This is a genomic window from Pseudomonas entomophila, assembly GCF_029478665.1.
In the GTDB taxonomy this organism is placed as follows: domain Bacteria; phylum Pseudomonadota; class Gammaproteobacteria; order Pseudomonadales; family Pseudomonadaceae; genus Aquipseudomonas; species Aquipseudomonas entomophila_F.
This window is the reverse complement of sequence record NZ_JARPQB010000042.1, coordinates 21,050-36,628: the sequence shown is the minus strand read 5'-3', so window position 1 is coordinate 36,628 and position 15,579 is coordinate 21,050. Positions and strand designations below refer to the sequence as shown.

Here is a 15,579-nt window from a genome sequence, read left to right as displayed (position 1 = left end):
TCAGGCCTCCTGCTTCTTCAGCATGGCCAGGCTCAGGCCGGTGAAGGCAGCAAAGAAGCCCAGCAGGATCAGGCACTGTGGCCACAGCTCGCGCAGGCCCAGGGCCTTGGTGAAGGTGCCGACGGCAATGTCGAGGAAGTACCCGGCCGGGAACAGCTGGCCCATGAGCGCCGCCGAACCGTCCAGCGATGAACGCGGCACGATCAGCCCGGAGAACTGGATGGTCGGCAGGCTGGTGATGATCATGGTGCCGAGGATCGCCGCGATCTGCGTGCGGGTGAAGGCCGAGATCAACAACCCCAGGCTGGTGGTCGCCAGCAGGTAGGCCAGGCCACCGCAGGCCAGGGCCAGCGGGCTGCCCTTGAGCGGCACGCCGAACAGCCAGCGGTTCATCGCCACCAGCAGCGCGAGGTTGACCAGGCTCACCGCCAGGTAGGGCGCCTGCTTGCCGAGCAGGAACTCCAGGCGGGTGAGCGGGGTGGCATAGAAGTTGGTGATCGAGCCCAATTCCTTTTCCCGCACGATCCCCAGCGCGGTGAGCATGGCCGGGATGAACGCCAGGATCAGCGCCATCACCCCGGGGCCGATGGCGTTGACGCTGACCACGTCCTGGTTGTAGCGAAAGCGCGTCTCCAGGCGCACGGGCTGTTGGCGCGACACCGGGTGCGGGCTGAGGGCGGCGAGCTGTTCGAGGTTGGCCTGGTGCACGGCCTCGACATAGTTGCGGCTGGTCTCGGCGCGGAACGGCATGCCGCCGTCGAGCCAGGCCGCCACCACTGGCTGGCGGCCGGCGTGCAGGTCGCGGCCGAAGCCTGGTGGGATCTCCAGGGCCAGCTTGATCTCCGAGCGTTGCAGGCGCTGGTGCAGCTGGCGGGCATCGCGTATGGGCGCTTGTTCGGCGAAGTAGCGTGAGCCGCGGAAGGCTTCGAGGTAGGCGCGGCTTTGCGGGCTCTGGTCCTGGTCGTAGACGGCGAAGGCCAGGTTCTCCACGTCCAGCGAAATGCCGTAGCCGAAGATCACCATCATGAACAGCGCCCCGAGCAGGGCAAAGGCCAGGCGCACCTTGTCGCGCAGCAGCTCCTTGCCCTCGCGGCTGGCCACCGCCAGCAGGCGGCGCAGGCTGAAGGCCTGGCGCAGGGGGGGTGGAGGCGTGCCGGCCTGTTCCAGCCCTGTGTCGGCCTGGGCCTGGGTTGGCGTGTCCTGGGCCTGTTCGAGGCAGCGCACGAAGGCGTCTTCCAGGGTGTCGCCGCCGAACTGCCGCTGCAGCGCCTGCGGGGTGTCGCAGGCCAGCACCCGGCCGGCGTGCATCAGCGAGATGCGGTCGCAACGCAGGGCTTCGTTCATGAAGTGGGTGGAGAGGAAGATGGTCACGCCCTGCTCGCGGGACAGCTCCACCAGCAAGCGCCAGAAGCCGTCGCGGGCGGCCGGGTCGACGCCGGAAGTTGGTTCATCGAGGATCAGCACTTCCGGGCGGTGCAGCACCGCCACGGCCAGCGACAGGCGCTGGCGCAAGCCCAGGGGCAGGGCGCCGGACGGTTGGTCGGCAATCGCGCCGAGGTCGAAACGTTCGATCAACTCGGCGATGCGCGGGGCGCTGTCGGCCTTGGCCAGGTCGAACAGGCGTGCGTGCAGCTCGAGGTTCTGTCGGGTACTCAGCTCGCCATACAGGGAAAAGCTCTGGGACATGAACCCCACCCGTTTGCGCGTGGCCAGGTCGCCGGCGTCCACCGGGCGCCCGAGCAGGCTGGCGCGGCCCTCGGTGGCCGGCATCAGGCCGGTGAGCACTTTCATGGTGGTGGTCTTGCCGCAGCCGTTGGAGCCGAGGAAGCCGAAGATCTCGCCACGGCCGATGGCGAAGCTGACCTTGTTCACGGCGGTGAAGTCGCCGAAGCGCAGGGTCAGGTCGTGGGCTTCGATGGCGGTCGGGCTGTCCTCGGCCTTGCGGGGCGGAATGTGCAGGGGAGTGGGCTGTTCACGGCCGGCACCCTGGAAGTGGGTGAAGGCGTCATCCAGCTTGCCACTCGCGGTTACGGCGGCCAGCTCCTGGCTGGTTCCGGCTGCCAGCAGGCGCCCGCCGTCGAGCATCAGGCAGTGCTCGAACTGCTCGGCCTCTTCCATGTAAGCGGTGGCCACCAGCAGGGTCAATTGTGGACGCTGGGCGCGGACCTGCTCCACCAGCTCCCAGAAGCGCCGCCGCGACAGCGGGTCGACGCCGGTGGTCGGCTCATCGAGGATCAGCAGGTCCGGTTCGTGGATCAACGCGCAACACAAACCGAGCTTCTGCTTCATGCCACCGGACAGCTTGCCCGCCGGGCGTTCGGCAAAGCGTTCCAGGTCGGTGGCGCGCAGCAGGCTGGCCATGCGCAGGCGGCATTCGGCGCGGCCCAGGCCGAACAGGGTGGCGAAGAACTGGATGTTCTCGCGGATCGACAGCTCCGGGTACAGGTTGTTACCCAGGCCCTGGGGCATGAACGCGACCCTGGGGTACAGCGCGGTGCGGTGGCGGCGCTGGCGAATCGGGCCGCCAAGCACCTGCAGCTCACCCTGTTGCAGGCGCTTGACCCCGGCGATCAGCCCGAGCAGTGTCGACTTGCCTGCGCCATCCGGGCCGATCAGGCCGCAGCGGGTGCCGGCCGGCAGGCTGAAGGCCACGTCCCGTAAGGCCTGGAGTTCACCGTAGCGGTGGCTGATGCGCTCAGCCAGCAGCGCTGGGGCGGCGCTCATTGCAGGTTGGCCGGCCAGCCCACGTCGGCGGTGCGCACGTAGCCGGCGCCGGGCATGCCGGGCTTGGCCTGGGGCACGGCGCTGGGTTCACTCAGGCGCAGCTTCACCCGGAACACCAGTTTCTGCCGCTCGTCACGGGTCTCCACCTGTTTCGGGGTGAACTGCGCCTTCGCCGCGACGAACGCCACTTTGGCCGGCAAGGCCTTCTCCGGCAGGGCGTCGAGGACGATCCGCGCCTGGTCGCCGACTGTCAGCCGCCCGGTGGTGGCGGCAGGCAGGTAGAGGTTCATGTACTGGTCGCTGGGGTCGATCAGCATCAATACCCGGCCGCCGGCGCCGAGCACTTCGCCGGGCTCGGCCAGGCGCAGCTGGATGATGCCGTCGATGGGCGCGCGCAGGCTGCTGTCGTCGATCTCGCTGGTGAGCTGGGCGACCTGGGCCTCGGCGGCGCCGATGGCGGCCTTGATTGCCGCCAGTTGCGCCCGGGCGGCGACCACGGCGGCGTTGGCGGTGTCGTAGCGGGCTTGCTGCTGGTCGAGCAATTGCTGGCTGGCGAATTTGCGCTGGTAGATCTCGCGCACCCGCTTGAGCTCCTGGCTGGCCAATAGCAACTCGCTTTGACGCAATTGCACGCTGGCCTGGGCGGCGGCGTAGTTTTCGTTGGCGCGCAGCACTTCGGCCTCGGCCTGGGCGCGTTGGGCTTCCATCGTGCGGGTGTCGATGCGCGCCAGCAGTTGGCCACGGCTGACCTTGTCGCCTTCATCGACCAGTACCTCGGCCAGGCGGCCGGGAACCTTGCTGGCGATCTGTACTTCGGTGGACTCGAGGCGGCCATTGCCCATGCTCAAGCCTTCGGGCAGGCGGTCGTGGAGGGATTTCCAGTAACCCAGCCCACCCGCCGCCAGCAGCAGGGCGATCAGGGCGCCAGCGAAGATTCTGGGGGCGATTCGGTTCATCGGTCTGCATCCTGCGGCTTGCACGCCTCAATCCTGGCGCGACGCACTTCCTGGTGCGTTGATATTGGTCAAACCCCTGACGATAGACGGGTATTCAGCTCAGCGCGAGAATCGCCGCCCACTGCTCCGGAGTCACTGGCATCACTGACAGGCGGGTGCCTTTCTGCACCAGAGGCAGTGCCCCCAGGGCCACCTGCTGCTTGAGCAGGCCCAGGCCGAGCACCCGGCGGAACGTCTGCACATGGGCCACGTCCACCGCGCTCCACGGGTTTTTCTCGGTGCTGGCCTTTGTGTCGAAGTAGTGGCTTTCAGGGTCCAGCGCCGTGGGGTCCGGATAAGCGGCGGCGGTGATCCGGGCGATACCGGCGACGCCCGGTTGCGGGCAGCTGGAGTGGTAGAACAGGAACTCGTCGCCTACGCTCATGGCCCGCAGGAAATTGCGTGCCTGGTAGTTGCGCACGCCGTCCCAGCGGGCCTCGCCCAGGCGTGCCAATGCCTCGATCGACAGCTCGTCGGGCTCGGATTTCATCAGCCAATAGGCCATGGATGCAGCTCCTGAAAGGGTTTGAAATAAATCGTTGCATGAAACCGACAGTCGGTTGGCGTCAACGTTTGCGTGTCGACTCACGTTGTCGGAAAATGCGCCGATTTTAAAGCTAGACGCTCCGGCAGCCATCAAGAAAGCCGCCGAGCATGGACCATCTTCTTGGGGGCAATCGATGAAACAACGTAAACCGGACCTGCTCTGGATCCTGGCCTTCATCTTCGGTCTGGGTGTGGTCACCACCGGTTACGCCCAGGGGTTGTGGGAGCGCAAGCTGGACGCCGCCTATCAACAGGCCCCGGTCGATCCCGCGCAACAGCAGCACCGCTGATCCCCCTTTTCGCGCCCGTTCATTTCGGCGCCAGGTACCTGCCACGGTCCGAGACCGTTCCGCGCAAGGGTACATCCCAGCTCGCCTGGGCCAGCCGCTCCACCTTCTGGCATTCGTGCGCCAGCCCCAGCAGCAGTGGTTTCTTCCAGGCCTTGCGGCGTGCCTGATAGGCCAGGCTGCGGTCGTAGAAACCGCCCCCCATGCCCAGGCGACCGCCCACTTCATCGAACCCGACCAGCGGCAGCAGGACAAGATCCAGCGCCCAGACCGGTCGTTGACGCTTGCGTTCGATCACCGGCTCCGCGATGCGGAAGCGGTTGGGGCGCAGTTTCTCGCCCGGCTCGAAGCGCTGGAACACCATGCGTGTGCGAGGCCAGGCGTGCAGTACGGGCAGGTACACCTGTTTACCGCGCTTATGGGCTTCGCGCAGCAGCAGGCGTGGGTCGATTTCGCCGTCGTTGGGCAGGTACAGGGCGATATGCCGGGCGCGGCGGAACAATGGGTCCTGCGCCAACTGGCGGTACAGGCCGATTGCAGCCTGGCGTTGCTGGGCGGGTGTCAGTGCACGACGGGCGTTGCGCAGCAGGCGGCGCAGCTGGGGGCGGGTGAGCGGCGCGATGTCGGTCATGGCACGGGCGGTCCCCAATGAGGCTGGCGGCCAAAACGAAATGCCCGCCAGGAAGGCGGGCAATAGAATTCAGGCTCCCCGACAAGACCGCTATCGGTGTAGCCCTTGAACCCGAAAGTTCAAGGTGGAGATTGCAGGGGGCGTTAAGGCTTTCCGTCGGGCGGACATGCACACCGGCCCCAGCGTGCAACCCCCGTGGTTGTGCGTATCGGCTCAGGGACATAACCGACTGGCGCATCCCCCAGGGAGTGGCGCCAGTATACCAATCTCAATCGTTTTTGCTAACCGGATCGTCGGCCAGTGCCTGATCGACCCGTTCCAGCAGGTCGCGCACCTGCTCGCGGGTGGTGCCGCCGCTGGCGACTTCCGGGCGTTCCTGGCGGTGCAGCAGCTCGTGGGTGATGTTCAGCGCGGCCATCACGGCGATGCGGTCGGCGCCGATCACCTTGCCGCTGCTGCGGATCTCGCGCATCTTGCCGTCCAGATAGCGCGCGGCACCGACCAGGTTGTTGCGCTCCTCGGGCGGGCAGATGATCGAGTATTCCTTGTCGAGGATCTGAACGGTGACGCTATTGCTTGAACTCATGAGTCTTGCTCCAGGGCCTTGAGGCGCAAGATCATCGACTCGATCTTGCGTTTGGCGATCTCGTTCTTTTCGATGAGGTGGGCGCGCTCCTCGCGCCAGGATCGTTCCTGAGCTAGTAGGAGTGCATTTTGCCGTTTTAGTTGCTCGACGCGCTCGATCAGCAGCTCGAACCGGCTCATCAGCGCTTGCAGGTCGTTCTCTTGCATGGGTTGCACTCGATTCCTTGACTCACCTGGCGATCATGCCTGCCCCAGGGGCGAGACGGCCAGTGCCGATGGTCTTGGCGCGCCTGCCGGTGCTAGGATACAAGGTCTCCATTCTAGTCATTGCGCCGTCTGGCGCCTAGCTGCCCATGCCCAATACCCAATCGCCCTACATTGCCTTCGCCATGTTGCTCTCGAGCAATGGCCACCCTGTCACTCCCGCCGAGCTGCATGGCCTGCTGATCGGCCGCAGCTGCGCCGGCGCCGGCTTTGACGCCGACGCCTGGCTGGCCGATGCGGCCCAGTTGCTCGAAACCGAGCCCGGCGACACCGTTCGCAACGCCCTGGTCGGCCTGCAAGAGATGGTCAAGGCCGAACTGACCGGCGAGGACGTCGCCATCGTCCTGCTGCTGCCGTCCGACGATGCCGCGCTGGCCGACCGCGCCGCCGCGCTGGGCCAGTGGTGCCAGGGTTTCATTACCGGTTTCGGCTTGAACGCCGGCGGCAAGGACTTGTCCACCGACGCGAAGGAAGTGCTCCAGGACCTGGTGGCCATCTCGCAGGTCCAGGAAGCGCTGGAAGAGTCCGAAGACGGCGAAAACGACTACATGGAAGTCATGGAATACCTGCGTGTAGCGCCGCTGCTGCTCTACACGGAGCTGGCGAAGCCGGAAGCGCCCGCCACCAAGCCATCGCTGCACTGATCTGAACCGGGGTCGTTTGCCCATGAGCCACATACCCAAGGCGGAGTACGCCCGTCGGCGCAAGGCGCTGATGGCGCAGATGGTCCCCAACAGCATCGCCATCCTGCCGGCCGCCGCGGTCGCCATCCGCAACCGCGACGTCGAGCACGTCTATCGCCAGGACAGCGATTTCCAGTACCTCAGCGGCTTCCCCGAGCCCGAGGCGGTGATCGCGCTGATCCCCGGCCGCGAGCACGGTGAATACGTGCTGTTCTGCCGTGAGCGCAACCCTGAGCGCGAGCAATGGGATGGCCTGCGCGCCGGCCAGGAAGGCGCGATGCGCGACTTCGGCGCCGACGACGCCTTCCCCATCACCGATATCGACGAAATCCTGCCCGGCCTGATCGAGGGCCGCGAGCGGGTATACAGCGCCATGGGCAGCAATGCCGAGTTCGACCGGCGGCTGATGGACTGGATCAACGTGATCCGTTCGAAGGCCCGCCTCGGTGCCCAGCCGCCGAACGAGTTCGTTGCCCTGGATCATCTGCTGCACGACATGCGCCTGTATAAATCGGCGGCGGAAGTGAAGGTGATGCGCGAGGCCGCGGCAATCTCCGCCCGCGCCCACGTCCGCGCCATGCAGGCGTGCCGTGCGGGGTTGCACGAGTACAGCCTGGAAGCCGAGCTCGACTACGAATTCCGCAAGGGCGGGGCGAAGATGCCGGCGTACGGCTCGATCGTCGCGGCCGGGCGCAACAGCTGCATCCTGCATTACCAGCAGAACGATGCGCCGCTCAAGGACGGTGACCTGGTACTGATCGACGCCGGTTGCGAGATTGACTGCTACGCCAGCGACATCACCCGCACCTTCCCGGTCAGTGGGCGCTTCTCGCCGGAGCAGAAGGCCATCTACGAGCTGGTGCTCAAGGCCCAGGAAGCCGCGTTCGCGGTGATCGCCCCGGGCAAGCACTGGAACCACGCCCACGAGGCGACCGTGCGGGTGATCACCGAAGGCCTGGTGGAGCTGGGCCTGCTCAAGGGCGAGGTACAGGCGCTGATCGACAGCGAAGCCCATCGCGCCTTCTACATGCACCGCGCCGGGCACTGGCTGGGCATGGACGTGCACGACGTGGGCGAATACAAGGTCGGCGGCCAGTGGCGGGTGCTCGAGCCGGGCATGGCGCTGACCGTCGAACCCGGCATCTACATTGCCGCCGACAACCAGAACGTCGCGAAGAAATGGCGCGGCATCGGCGTAAGGATCGAGGACGACGTGGTAGTCACCAGGCAAGGTTGTGAAATCCTCACTTCAGGCGTCCCCAAGACCGTCGCCGACATCGAGGCATTGATGCTCGGTGCCCGCGAGGATGCCGCATGAACCGGGTCAATCTGGCGATCATCGGTGGCGGGCTGGTTGGCGCCAGCCTGGCGTTGACCCTGCAGGCCGCGGCCAAGGCGCGCGGCTGGAAAATCCTGCTGATCGAACCTTTCGCCCCGGGCGACAGCTTCCAGCCCAGCTACGACGCGCGATCCTCGGCGCTCTCCTATGGCACTCGGCAAATCTACGAGCAGTTGGGGCTGTGGCAGGCCATCAGCCGTCGTGCCGAGCCGATCCTGCAGATTCAGGTTTCCGACCGTGGGCGCTTTGGTGCCACGCGCCTGGACGCCAGCGAGGAGGGCGTCCAGGCGCTCGGCTATGTGGTGGAGAACGCCTGGCTTGGCCAGTGCCTGTGGCAGTCCATCGACCGCGAGGTGATCAGTTGGCGTTGCCCGGCGGAAGTGAAGGCCATGCAGGCCATTGCCGGTGGTTATCGCCTGCAACTGGACGACGACACCTCGCTTGAATGCGACCTGGCCGTACTGGCCGATGGTGGTCGCTCGGGCCTGCGCGAGCAGTTGGGCATCCATGTGCGCCGCACGCCCTATGACCAGAGCGCGCTGATTGCCAACATCACCCCGGGCGAGGCACACGGCGGGCAAGCCTTCGAACGCTTCACCGAGCAGGGCCCGATGGCGTTGCTGCCGCTTTCCGAGAACCGCTGCGCGCTGGTCTGGACCCGCCAGGGGATGGACGCCAGGCGCCTGGCCGAACTCGACGAGCGCAGTTTCCTGCGCGAGCTGCAGGAGGCCTTCGGCTATCGCCTGGGCGCGTTGCGCCAGGTGGGCGCCCGCCATCTGTATCCGCTGGCGCTGGTCGAGGCCGAGGAGCAGGTGCGCCCGCACCTGGTGGTGCTGGGCAACGCCGCCCACAGCCTGCACCCGATTGCCGGCCAGGGATTCAACCTGTCGCTGCGCGATGTGCAGTCGCTGGCCGAGGCGTTGCTGGCCGGCCCGCAGCTACCCGGCGACCTGGCCACGCTGCAGGTCTACCAGAAGCGCCAACGCCTCGACCAGGCGATGACCATCGGCTTCTCCGACCAGGTCACCCGCCTGTTCGGCAGCAACCAGCCCTTGATGGCGGCTGGGCGCAATATCGGCTTGCTCGGCCTTGACCTGCTGCCCCCGGCGAAAAGCTGGTTCGCCCGCCAGGCCATGGGCCTGGGTACGCGCCCCGACCCGCGAGGCCGGGCATGAGCGATTCCCGCAAGCTCGCACGCCGGGCCCGCATGCTGCGTTGGCTGCTGAACCTCTACCCGCCTTACCTCGGTGCTGGTATCCACATCCAGGAAATCAGCCCGGACATGCGCCGCGTCAAGGTGCGCATGAAGCTGACGCGGTGGAATCGCAACTACGTCGGCACCCAGTTCGGCGGCAGCCTGTATTCGATGGTCGACCCGTTCTACATGCTGCTGCTGATCGAGCAGCTGGGGCGCGAGTACATCGTCTGGGACAAGGCCGCCAGCATTGATTTCATCTCGCCGGGCAAGGGCCCGGTGTATGCCGAACTGCACGTCGATGACGCGCTGCTGGACGACATCCGCCAGCAGACCGCCAGCGGCAAGAAATACCTGCCCCGGTTGCAGGTGGAGATCCGCGATGGCGCCGGCGAGCTGGTGGCGCGGGTCGACAAAACCCTATATGTGCGGCTCAAGCCGCAAGCGAGGCAGGCGTAAGGCATGGAAATGCGCGCGGATCTGTTGATTGTCGGTGCCGGTATGGTCGGCAGCGCCCTGGCCCTGGCCTTGCGCCACAGCGGCCTGGAAGTCCTCCTGCTCGACGGCGGCCCGCTGTCGGTCAAACCCTTCGATAGCGACGCGGCGTTCGAGCCGCGGGTCAGTGCTTTGTCGGCGGCCAGCCAGCGCATCCTCGAGCGTGTGGGGGCCTGGGAGGGCATCGCCCGGCGGCGCGTATCGCCGTATTCGCACATGCGTGTCTGGGATGGCAGTGGCACTGGCGAGATTCACTTCTCGGCGGCCAGTGTGCATGCCCAGGTGCTGGGCCATATCGTCGAGAACCGCGTGGTCCAGGACGGCCTGCTGGAGCGCCTGCACGACAGCGATGTCGGCCTGCTGCCCAACGCCCGCCTGGAGCAATTGCGCCGTTCCGGCGACGAATGGCTGCTGACCCTGGCCGATGGCCGCCAGCTGCGTTCGTCGTTGGTGATCGCCGCCGACGGCGCCAACTCGGCGGTGCGGCGCCTGGCGGGGAGCGAGACCCGAGAGTGGGATTACCTGCACCACGCCATCGTCACCAGCGTGCGTTGCAGCGAAGCACACCGGGCCACGGCCTGGCAGCGCTTCACCGACGAGGGGCCGCTGGCCTTCCTGCCGCTTGATCGCGACGGCCGGCAGGACTGGTGCTCGATCGTCTGGTCGACCACGCCGGAGCAGGCCGAGCAGGCCATGGCGATGGATGACGAGGCGTTCTGCAAGGCGCTGGAGCGGGCCTTCGAGGGCCGCCTGGGCGAGGTGCTGCAGGCGGACCCACGGGTCTGCGTGCCACTGCGCCAGCGCCACGCCAAACGTTACGTGGAGGAAGGGCTGGCGCTGATCGGCGATGCGGCCCACACCATTCACCCGCTGGCGGGGCAGGGGGTGAACCTGGGCTTCCTCGATGCCGCGGTGCTGGCCGAAGAGTTGGTGCGGGCCTGCGAACGTGGCGAGCGCTTGGCCGATGTGAAGGTGCTGAGCCGCTTCGAGCGGCGGCGGATGCCGCACAACCTGGCGCTGATGGCGGCGATGGAAGGTTTCGAGCGGTTGTTCCAGGCCAATCCGTTGCCGCTGCGCTGGTTGCGCAACAGCGGGTTGAAGCTGGTGGAGCAGATGCCCGAGGCCAAGGCGTTGTTCGTGCGCCAGGCGTTGGGGTTGTCCGGGGATCTGCCGGAGTTGGCCAAGGCTTGAGATGGCCGGGGCCGCGTTGCGGCCCTTTCGCGGCACAAGGCCGCTCCTACAGGTTCTGCGCAATCTCTGTAGGAGCGGCCTTGTGCCGCGAAAGGACTGCGTAGCAGTCCCCAGCAACATCTGGTAACTGCTCGACAGATGAGCCACAAAATGGGAACCACTACCATTTGCACCTCTCAACTCAGCGAGGAGTGCTCCGAATGTTATCCCGCAAGCCCCTACTGGCCGCCCTGGCCCTCACGTTGTTCGGCGGTACCGCCCAGGCGGCGGATGAAGTGGTGGTGTACTCCTCGCGCATCGACGAACTGATCAAGCCGGTATTCGACGCCTACACCGCCAAGACCGGGGTGAAGATCAAGTTCATCACCGACAAGGAAGCCCCGCTGATGCAGCGCATCAAGGCCGAGGGCGAGAACGGCGTGGCCGACCTGCTGCTCACCGTCGATGCCGGCAACCTCTGGCAGGCCGAGCAGATGGGCATCCTGCAACCGATCAAGTCGGCCATCATCGACCAGAACATTCCTTCGCAGTACCGCGCCTCGTCCCATGACTGGACCGGCCTCAGCCTGCGCGCGCGGACCATCGTCTACTCCACCGAACGGGTCAAGCCGTCCGAGCTGAGCACCTACGAGGCCCTGGCCGACAAGAACTGGGAAGGCCGCCTGTGCCTGCGCACGGCGAAGAAGGTCTACAACCAGTCGCTGACCGCCACCCTGATCGAGAACCACGGCGAGGCCGCGACCGAGAAGCTGGTCAAGGGCTGGGTCAACAACCTCTCCACCGACGTGTTCTCCGACGACACCGCCTTGCTCCAGGCCATCGCCGCCGGCCAGTGCGACGTGGGCATCGTCAATACCTACTACTACGGCCGCCTGCACAAGGAGAAGCCGAACCTGCCGGTGAAGTTGTTCTGGCCGAATCAGGGCGACCGTGGCGTGCATGTCAACCTGTCGGGCATCGGCCTGACCAAGCATGCGCCGCATCCAGAGGCGGCGAAGAAGCTGGTCGAGTGGATGACCGGCGAAGAGGCGCAGAAGCTGTTTGCCGACATCAACCAGGAATTCCCGGCCAACCCGAAGGTCAAGCCTTCCGAGGAAGTGGCGGCGTGGGGTAGCTTCAAGGCCGACAGCATTCCGGTCGAGGTTGCCGGCAAGCGCCAGGCCGAAGCCATTCGCTTGATGGACCGGGCTGGCTGGAACTGAGTTTCACGGCTTATCCTTTCGGGGCCTTCAAGGGCCCCATCGCGGCTGAAGCCGCTCCTACAGGTTGCAGGGATTGCATGGTCCCTTGTAGGAGCGGCTTCAGCCGCGAACGACCGCGCAGCGGTCGCCACCTGCAACCGAGACTCCTGCATTGCTTCATACCCCCCAACGCCGCTGGTACCTCCCGGTCTTCCTCACCGCTGCCCTGGTCCTGCTGCCGCTGAGCGTCCTGCTGATCTCATGGCAGTCGGTCGACACGCAGATCTGGTCGCACCTGCTCGACACCCAGATGGGCCGCCTGCTGGGCAACACCCTCACACTGGTGCTGGGGGTTGGTGTCGGCGTCACGGTGCTGGGGGTGAGCCTGGCCTGGCTCACCAGCCTTTGTGAATTCCCGGGCCGGCGTTGGCTCGACTGGGCGTTGATGCTGCCGTTCGCCATCCCGGCTTACGTACTGGCATTCGTCTTCGTCGGCCTGCTGGATTTCGCCGGCCCCGTGCAGACGGCGTTGCGCGAAGTGTTCGGGCCCATACGCCTGCCACGGGTACGCTCCACCGGCGGGGTGATCACGGTGCTGGTGCTGGTGTTCTACCCCTATGTCTACCTGCTGGCACGCACCGCGTTCCTGGCCCAGGGCAAGGGCCTGATGGAAGCGGCGCGGGTGCTTGGGTTGTCCCCCCTGCAAGCGTTCTGGCGTGTAGCCCTGCCCATGGCGCGCCCGGCCATCGGCGCGGGTATCGCCCTGGCGCTGATGGAAACCCTGGCCGATTTCGGCGCGGTGTCGGTGTTCAACTTCGACACCTTCACCACGGCCATCTACAAGACCTGGTACGGTTTCTTCAGCCTGTCCAGCGCGGCGCAACTGGCCAGCCTGCTGTTGCTGGCGGTCATCCTGGTGTTGTACGGCGAGCGCCGCGCCCGGGGGGCCAGCCGCAGTGGCAATGAACGGCCACGGGGGCAGGCGCTTTACCACCTGCGCGGTATCAAGGCGTTTGCCGCCTGCGCCTGGTGCCTGCTGGTGTTCGCCTGCGCCTTCGTCATCCCGCTGCTGCAACTGCTGGCGTGGTTCTGGCAGCGAGGTCGGCACGACCTGGACGAGCGCTATGTCGGGCTGGTCATGCACACCCTGTATCTGGGTGGCATGGCCGCGTTGATCACGGTCAGCGTGGCCATGCTGCTGGCCTTCGCCCGCCGCCAGGCGCCCACCACGGGGATTCGTGCCGGGGTCGGGCTGGCCAACCTGGGCTACGCGTTGCCCGGCTCGGTGCTGGCCGTGTCGATCATGCTGGCGTTCAGCTACCTGGACAACCAGTTGGTGATACCGCTGTCGCAATGGCTGGGCGGTGCGGGCAAGCCGCTGTTGCTGGGCAGCTTGTCGGCGCTGCTGTTGGCCTATCTGGTGCGCTTCATCGCGGTCGCCTACGGGCCGCTGGAAAGCAGCCTGGAGCGCATCCGGCCCTCCTTGCCGGAGGCTTCGCGCAGCCTCGGCGTTGGCGGGCCAGGATTGTTTTTCAAGGTGTATCTGCCGTTGCTGGTGCCCGGAGCCCTGAGCGCCGCATTGCTGGTGTTCGTCGATGTGCTGAAGGAAATGCCGGCCACCTTGCTGATGCGCCCGTTCGGCTGGGACACCCTGGCCGTGCGCGTGTTCGAGATGACCAGCGAGGGTGAATGGGCGCGGGCTTCGTTGCCGGCGCTGACCCTGGTGCTGGTCGGTTTGCTGCCGGTGATCGGCCTGATCCGTCGCTCGGCCCATCGTCCGGGGCATCGGCGATAAGGGTGCCAGGGCGCTTCCTTGCGGCTACAATGCGCGGCATTCGCAGCGGCGGTTCCTACAAGAACAGGTGATCAATAAACAATTGCCGCCCGCCGCCGCCTCGCCACGCCCGGAAGGAGAAACCCATGGGACAGCGTACGCCTCTGTATGACCTGCACCTGGCGCTTGGCGCCAAGACGGTCGACTTCGGCGGTTGGGACATGCCCCTGCACTACGGCTCGCAGGTCGAGGAGCACCATCAGGTGCGCAGTGACTGCGGGGTCTTCGATGTCTCGCACATGACCGTCATCGATATCGAAGGCTGTGCCGCCACGCCCTGGCTGCAGCACCTGCTCGCCAATGACGTGACGCGCCTGGAAAGCCCTGGCAAGGCGCTATACAGCCCGTTGCTCAATCATGGAGGCGGGGTCATCGACGACCTGATTGCCTACCGCACCGAAGATGGCTACCGCCTGGTGGCCAACGCCGCCACTCGCGACAAGGTGCTGACCTGGCTGCAGGCGCAGAGCGCTGGCTTCAAGGTCAGTTTCACCCCCCGTCCGGAGCTGGCGATCCTCGCGATTCAAGGCCCTCAAGCCCGTGAAAAGGTCGCCGCCCTGGTCAGCGCGCCGCGTGCCGCGCTGATCCGCGCACTACGTCCGTTCGAGGGCTTCGCCGAAGGTGACTGGTTCATCGCCCGCACGGGGTACACCGGTGAGGACGGCCTCGAAATCATCCTCCCCGGCGAACAGGCCCCGGCCTTCTTCAACGACCTGGTCGGCGCGGGCATCGCCCCCAGTGGCCTGGGTGCCCGCGACACGCTGCGCCTGGAAGCCGGCATGAACCTGTACGGCCAGGATATCGACGAAACCCACACCCCCCTTACCTCCAATCTTGGCTGGAGCGTCGCCTGGGAGCCGGCTGGCCGCGAGTTCGTTGGCCGCGGCGGCCTGCTGGCGGAAATCGAGCAGGGCGTGAAGGAAAAACTGGTCGGCCTGGTGCTCGAGGAGCGCGGCGTGTTGCGCGCCCATCAGGTGGTTCGCGTATCCGGTATTGGCGAAGGGGAGATCACCAGTGGTAGTTTCTCGCCTACGCTGAGCAAATCCATTGCCCTGGCGCGCGTGCCCATGGCTACCGGTGATCGTGCCGAGGTGGAAATCCGCGGCAAGTGGTACCCGGTGCGGGTGGTCAAGCCGACCTTCGTGCGCCACGGCAAGATACTGATCTGAACATTTAACGGCGGGCCGTCCGCTGACCCAATCGAGGAAGACAAGACATGAGCAATATCCCCGCCGACCTGCGTTTTGCCGAAAGTCATGAGTGGGCGCGCCTGGAAGCCGATGGCACTGTGACCGTGGGCATCAGCGACCATGCCCAGCAAGCCCTGGGTGACGTGGTGTTCGTCGAGCTGGCCGAAGTCGGCAAGGTGTTCGCGGCTGGCGACGCCGCAGGCGTGGTCGAGTCGGTCAAGGCCGCTTCGGACATCTATGCGCCGGTGGGTGGTGAAGTGATCGCGGTCAACGAAGAGCTGGCCGATAGCCCGGAGCTGCTGAACGAAGAACCCTACGATGCGTGGATCTTCAAGCTGAAGCCGAGCGACAAGGCCGAGTTGGACAAGCTGCTGGATGCGGCTGGGTACAAGGCGGCGATCGGCGAGTGATCGTGGTTCGCCAGCAAGGCTGGCTCCTA

General features: G+C 66.2%; 16 protein-coding genes and 1 other RNA gene. 10 read left to right on the top strand and 7 right to left on the bottom strand.

The genetic code is table 11. From position 1 onward, the window contains the following. From rbbA to P5705_RS19755, 3 genes are all read right to left on the bottom strand, one after another. Positions 1 to 2,724, bottom strand: coding sequence for a ribosome-associated ATPase/putative transporter RbbA (rbbA, locus tag P5705_RS19765; RefSeq protein ID WP_277462636.1), 2,724 nt, complete (start codon positions 2,722 to 2,724; stop codon positions 1 to 3). Further along, entirely contained in the window at positions 2,721 to 3,680 is a 960-nt protein-coding gene (locus P5705_RS19760; protein ID WP_277462635.1) for an HlyD family secretion protein, read from the bottom strand. Before P5705_RS19760 ends, rbbA begins: the two co-directional genes overlap by 4 nt. A gap of 94 nt (positions 3,681 to 3,774) precedes the next feature. Then, positions 3,775 to 4,224: an EVE domain-containing protein gene (locus P5705_RS19755; RefSeq protein WP_277462634.1), complete on the bottom strand. Its 450-nt coding sequence runs from the start codon at positions 4,222 to 4,224 to the stop codon at positions 3,775 to 3,777. A 175-nt stretch (positions 4,225 to 4,399) separates the two neighbouring features. Here P5705_RS19755 and P5705_RS19750 point away from each other — a divergent pair, with 175 nt between their 5' ends. Continuing rightward, entirely contained in the window at positions 4,400 to 4,555 is a 156-nt protein-coding gene (locus P5705_RS19750) for a hypothetical protein (protein ID WP_011536298.1), read from the top strand. 19 nt (positions 4,556 to 4,574) lie between these two features. Here P5705_RS19750 and P5705_RS19745 read toward each other — a convergent pair whose 3' ends face one another. The 4 genes from P5705_RS19745 to P5705_RS19730 form a co-directional block, all read right to left on the bottom strand. Beyond that, positions 4,575 to 5,183 (bottom strand): 5-formyltetrahydrofolate cyclo-ligase, encoded by a 609-nt coding sequence (locus tag P5705_RS19745; protein ID WP_277462633.1) that lies wholly within the window; start codon positions 5,181 to 5,183, stop codon positions 4,575 to 4,577. A 71-nt stretch (positions 5,184 to 5,254) separates the two neighbouring features. Then, positions 5,255 to 5,434: non-coding RNA, 6S RNA (gene ssrS, locus P5705_RS19740), on the bottom strand. 17 nt (positions 5,435 to 5,451) lie between these two features. Beyond that, complete coding sequence (locus P5705_RS19735) at positions 5,452 to 5,769, bottom strand: cell division protein ZapA (RefSeq protein WP_277462632.1); 318 nt, start codon at positions 5,767 to 5,769, stop codon at positions 5,452 to 5,454. Beyond that, positions 5,766 to 5,975, bottom strand: a complete 210-nt coding sequence (locus tag P5705_RS19730) for a TIGR02449 family protein (RefSeq protein ID WP_011536295.1) — start codon at positions 5,973 to 5,975, stop codon at positions 5,766 to 5,768. Before P5705_RS19730 ends, P5705_RS19735 begins: the two co-directional genes overlap by 4 nt. A 146-nt stretch (positions 5,976 to 6,121) precedes the next feature. On the opposite strand from P5705_RS19730, the gene P5705_RS19725 reads away from it, so the two are divergent. The 9 genes from P5705_RS19725 to gcvH all read left to right on the top strand — a co-directional run bounded on the left by P5705_RS19725 (position 6,122) and on the right by gcvH (position 15,550). Beyond that, positions 6,122 to 6,676 (top strand): YecA family protein, encoded by a 555-nt coding sequence (locus tag P5705_RS19725; protein ID WP_011536294.1) that lies wholly within the window; start codon positions 6,122 to 6,124, stop codon positions 6,674 to 6,676. 22 nt (positions 6,677 to 6,698) lie between these two features. Then, the gene (pepP, locus tag P5705_RS19720) at positions 6,699 to 8,033 is read left to right on the top strand and encodes a Xaa-Pro aminopeptidase (protein WP_277462631.1); all 1,335 of its coding nucleotides are present in this window, start codon (positions 6,699 to 6,701) and stop codon (positions 8,031 to 8,033) included. After that, positions 8,030 to 9,229, top strand: coding sequence for a 2-octaprenyl-6-methoxyphenyl hydroxylase (gene ubiH, locus P5705_RS19715; protein ID WP_277462630.1), 1,200 nt, complete (start codon positions 8,030 to 8,032; stop codon positions 9,227 to 9,229). Before pepP ends, ubiH begins: the two co-directional genes overlap by 4 nt. Then, complete coding sequence (locus tag P5705_RS19710; protein WP_213658816.1) at positions 9,226 to 9,708, top strand: DUF4442 domain-containing protein; 483 nt, start codon at positions 9,226 to 9,228, stop codon at positions 9,706 to 9,708. The genes ubiH and P5705_RS19710 overlap by 4 nt, the downstream gene beginning before the upstream one ends. Positions 9,709 to 9,717: 9 nt before the next feature. Continuing rightward, the gene (locus tag P5705_RS19705; RefSeq protein WP_277462674.1) at positions 9,718 to 10,935 is read left to right on the top strand and encodes a 2-octaprenyl-3-methyl-6-methoxy-1,4-benzoquinol hydroxylase; all 1,218 of its coding nucleotides are present in this window, start codon (positions 9,718 to 9,720) and stop codon (positions 10,933 to 10,935) included. Positions 10,936 to 11,135: 200 nt separating this feature from the next. After that, positions 11,136 to 12,137, top strand: coding sequence for an extracellular solute-binding protein (locus tag P5705_RS19700; protein ID WP_277462629.1), 1,002 nt, complete (start codon positions 11,136 to 11,138; stop codon positions 12,135 to 12,137). 151 nt (positions 12,138 to 12,288) lie between these two features. After that, positions 12,289 to 13,911 carry an ABC transporter permease gene (locus P5705_RS19695; protein ID WP_277462628.1) on the top strand — a complete coding sequence of 541 codons (1,623 nt, stop codon included), beginning with the start codon at positions 12,289 to 12,291 and terminating at the stop codon, positions 13,909 to 13,911. Positions 13,912 to 14,036: 125 nt separating this feature from the next. Beyond that, positions 14,037 to 15,119, top strand: a complete 1,083-nt coding sequence (gene gcvT / locus P5705_RS19690; RefSeq protein WP_277462627.1) for a glycine cleavage system aminomethyltransferase GcvT — start codon at positions 14,037 to 14,039, stop codon at positions 15,117 to 15,119. Positions 15,120 to 15,166: 47 nt separating this feature from the next. Then, positions 15,167 to 15,550 (top strand): glycine cleavage system protein GcvH, encoded by a 384-nt coding sequence (gene gcvH, locus P5705_RS19685; RefSeq protein ID WP_277462626.1) that lies wholly within the window; start codon positions 15,167 to 15,169, stop codon positions 15,548 to 15,550. Positions 15,551 to 15,579: the final 29 nt, after the last annotated feature.

Coding starts and splice junctions, on each gene's coding strand:
- P5705_RS19730 (WP_011536295.1), bottom strand. CDS start 5,975: ATGCAAGAGAACGACCTGCAAGCGCTGATGAGCCGGTTCGAGCTGCTG.
- ubiH (WP_277462630.1), top strand. CDS start 8,030: ATGAACCGGGTCAATCTGGCGATCATCGGTGGCGGGCTGGTTGGCGCC.
- P5705_RS19700 (WP_277462629.1), top strand. CDS start 11,136: ATGTTATCCCGCAAGCCCCTACTGGCCGCCCTGGCCCTCACGTTGTTC.
- gcvH (WP_277462626.1), top strand. CDS start 15,167: ATGAGCAATATCCCCGCCGACCTGCGTTTTGCCGAAAGTCATGAGTGG.
- pepP (WP_277462631.1), top strand. CDS start 6,699: ATGAGCCACATACCCAAGGCGGAGTACGCCCGTCGGCGCAAGGCGCTG.
- P5705_RS19725 (WP_011536294.1), top strand. CDS start 6,122: ATGCCCAATACCCAATCGCCCTACATTGCCTTCGCCATGTTGCTCTCG.
- P5705_RS19755 (WP_277462634.1), bottom strand. CDS start 4,224: ATGGCCTATTGGCTGATGAAATCCGAGCCCGACGAGCTGTCGATCGAG.
- P5705_RS19760 (WP_277462635.1), bottom strand. CDS start 3,680: ATGAACCGAATCGCCCCCAGAATCTTCGCTGGCGCCCTGATCGCCCTG.
- rbbA (WP_277462636.1), bottom strand. CDS start 2,724: ATGAGCGCCGCCCCAGCGCTGCTGGCTGAGCGCATCAGCCACCGCTAC.
- P5705_RS19750 (WP_011536298.1), top strand. CDS start 4,400: ATGAAACAACGTAAACCGGACCTGCTCTGGATCCTGGCCTTCATCTTC.
- P5705_RS19745 (WP_277462633.1), bottom strand. CDS start 5,183: ATGACCGACATCGCGCCGCTCACCCGCCCCCAGCTGCGCCGCCTGCTG.
- P5705_RS19710 (WP_213658816.1), top strand. CDS start 9,226: ATGAGCGATTCCCGCAAGCTCGCACGCCGGGCCCGCATGCTGCGTTGG.
- P5705_RS19735 (WP_277462632.1), bottom strand. CDS start 5,769: ATGAGTTCAAGCAATAGCGTCACCGTTCAGATCCTCGACAAGGAATAC.
- P5705_RS19705 (WP_277462674.1), top strand. CDS start 9,718: ATGCGCGCGGATCTGTTGATTGTCGGTGCCGGTATGGTCGGCAGCGCC.
- gcvT (WP_277462627.1), top strand. CDS start 14,037: ATGGGACAGCGTACGCCTCTGTATGACCTGCACCTGGCGCTTGGCGCC.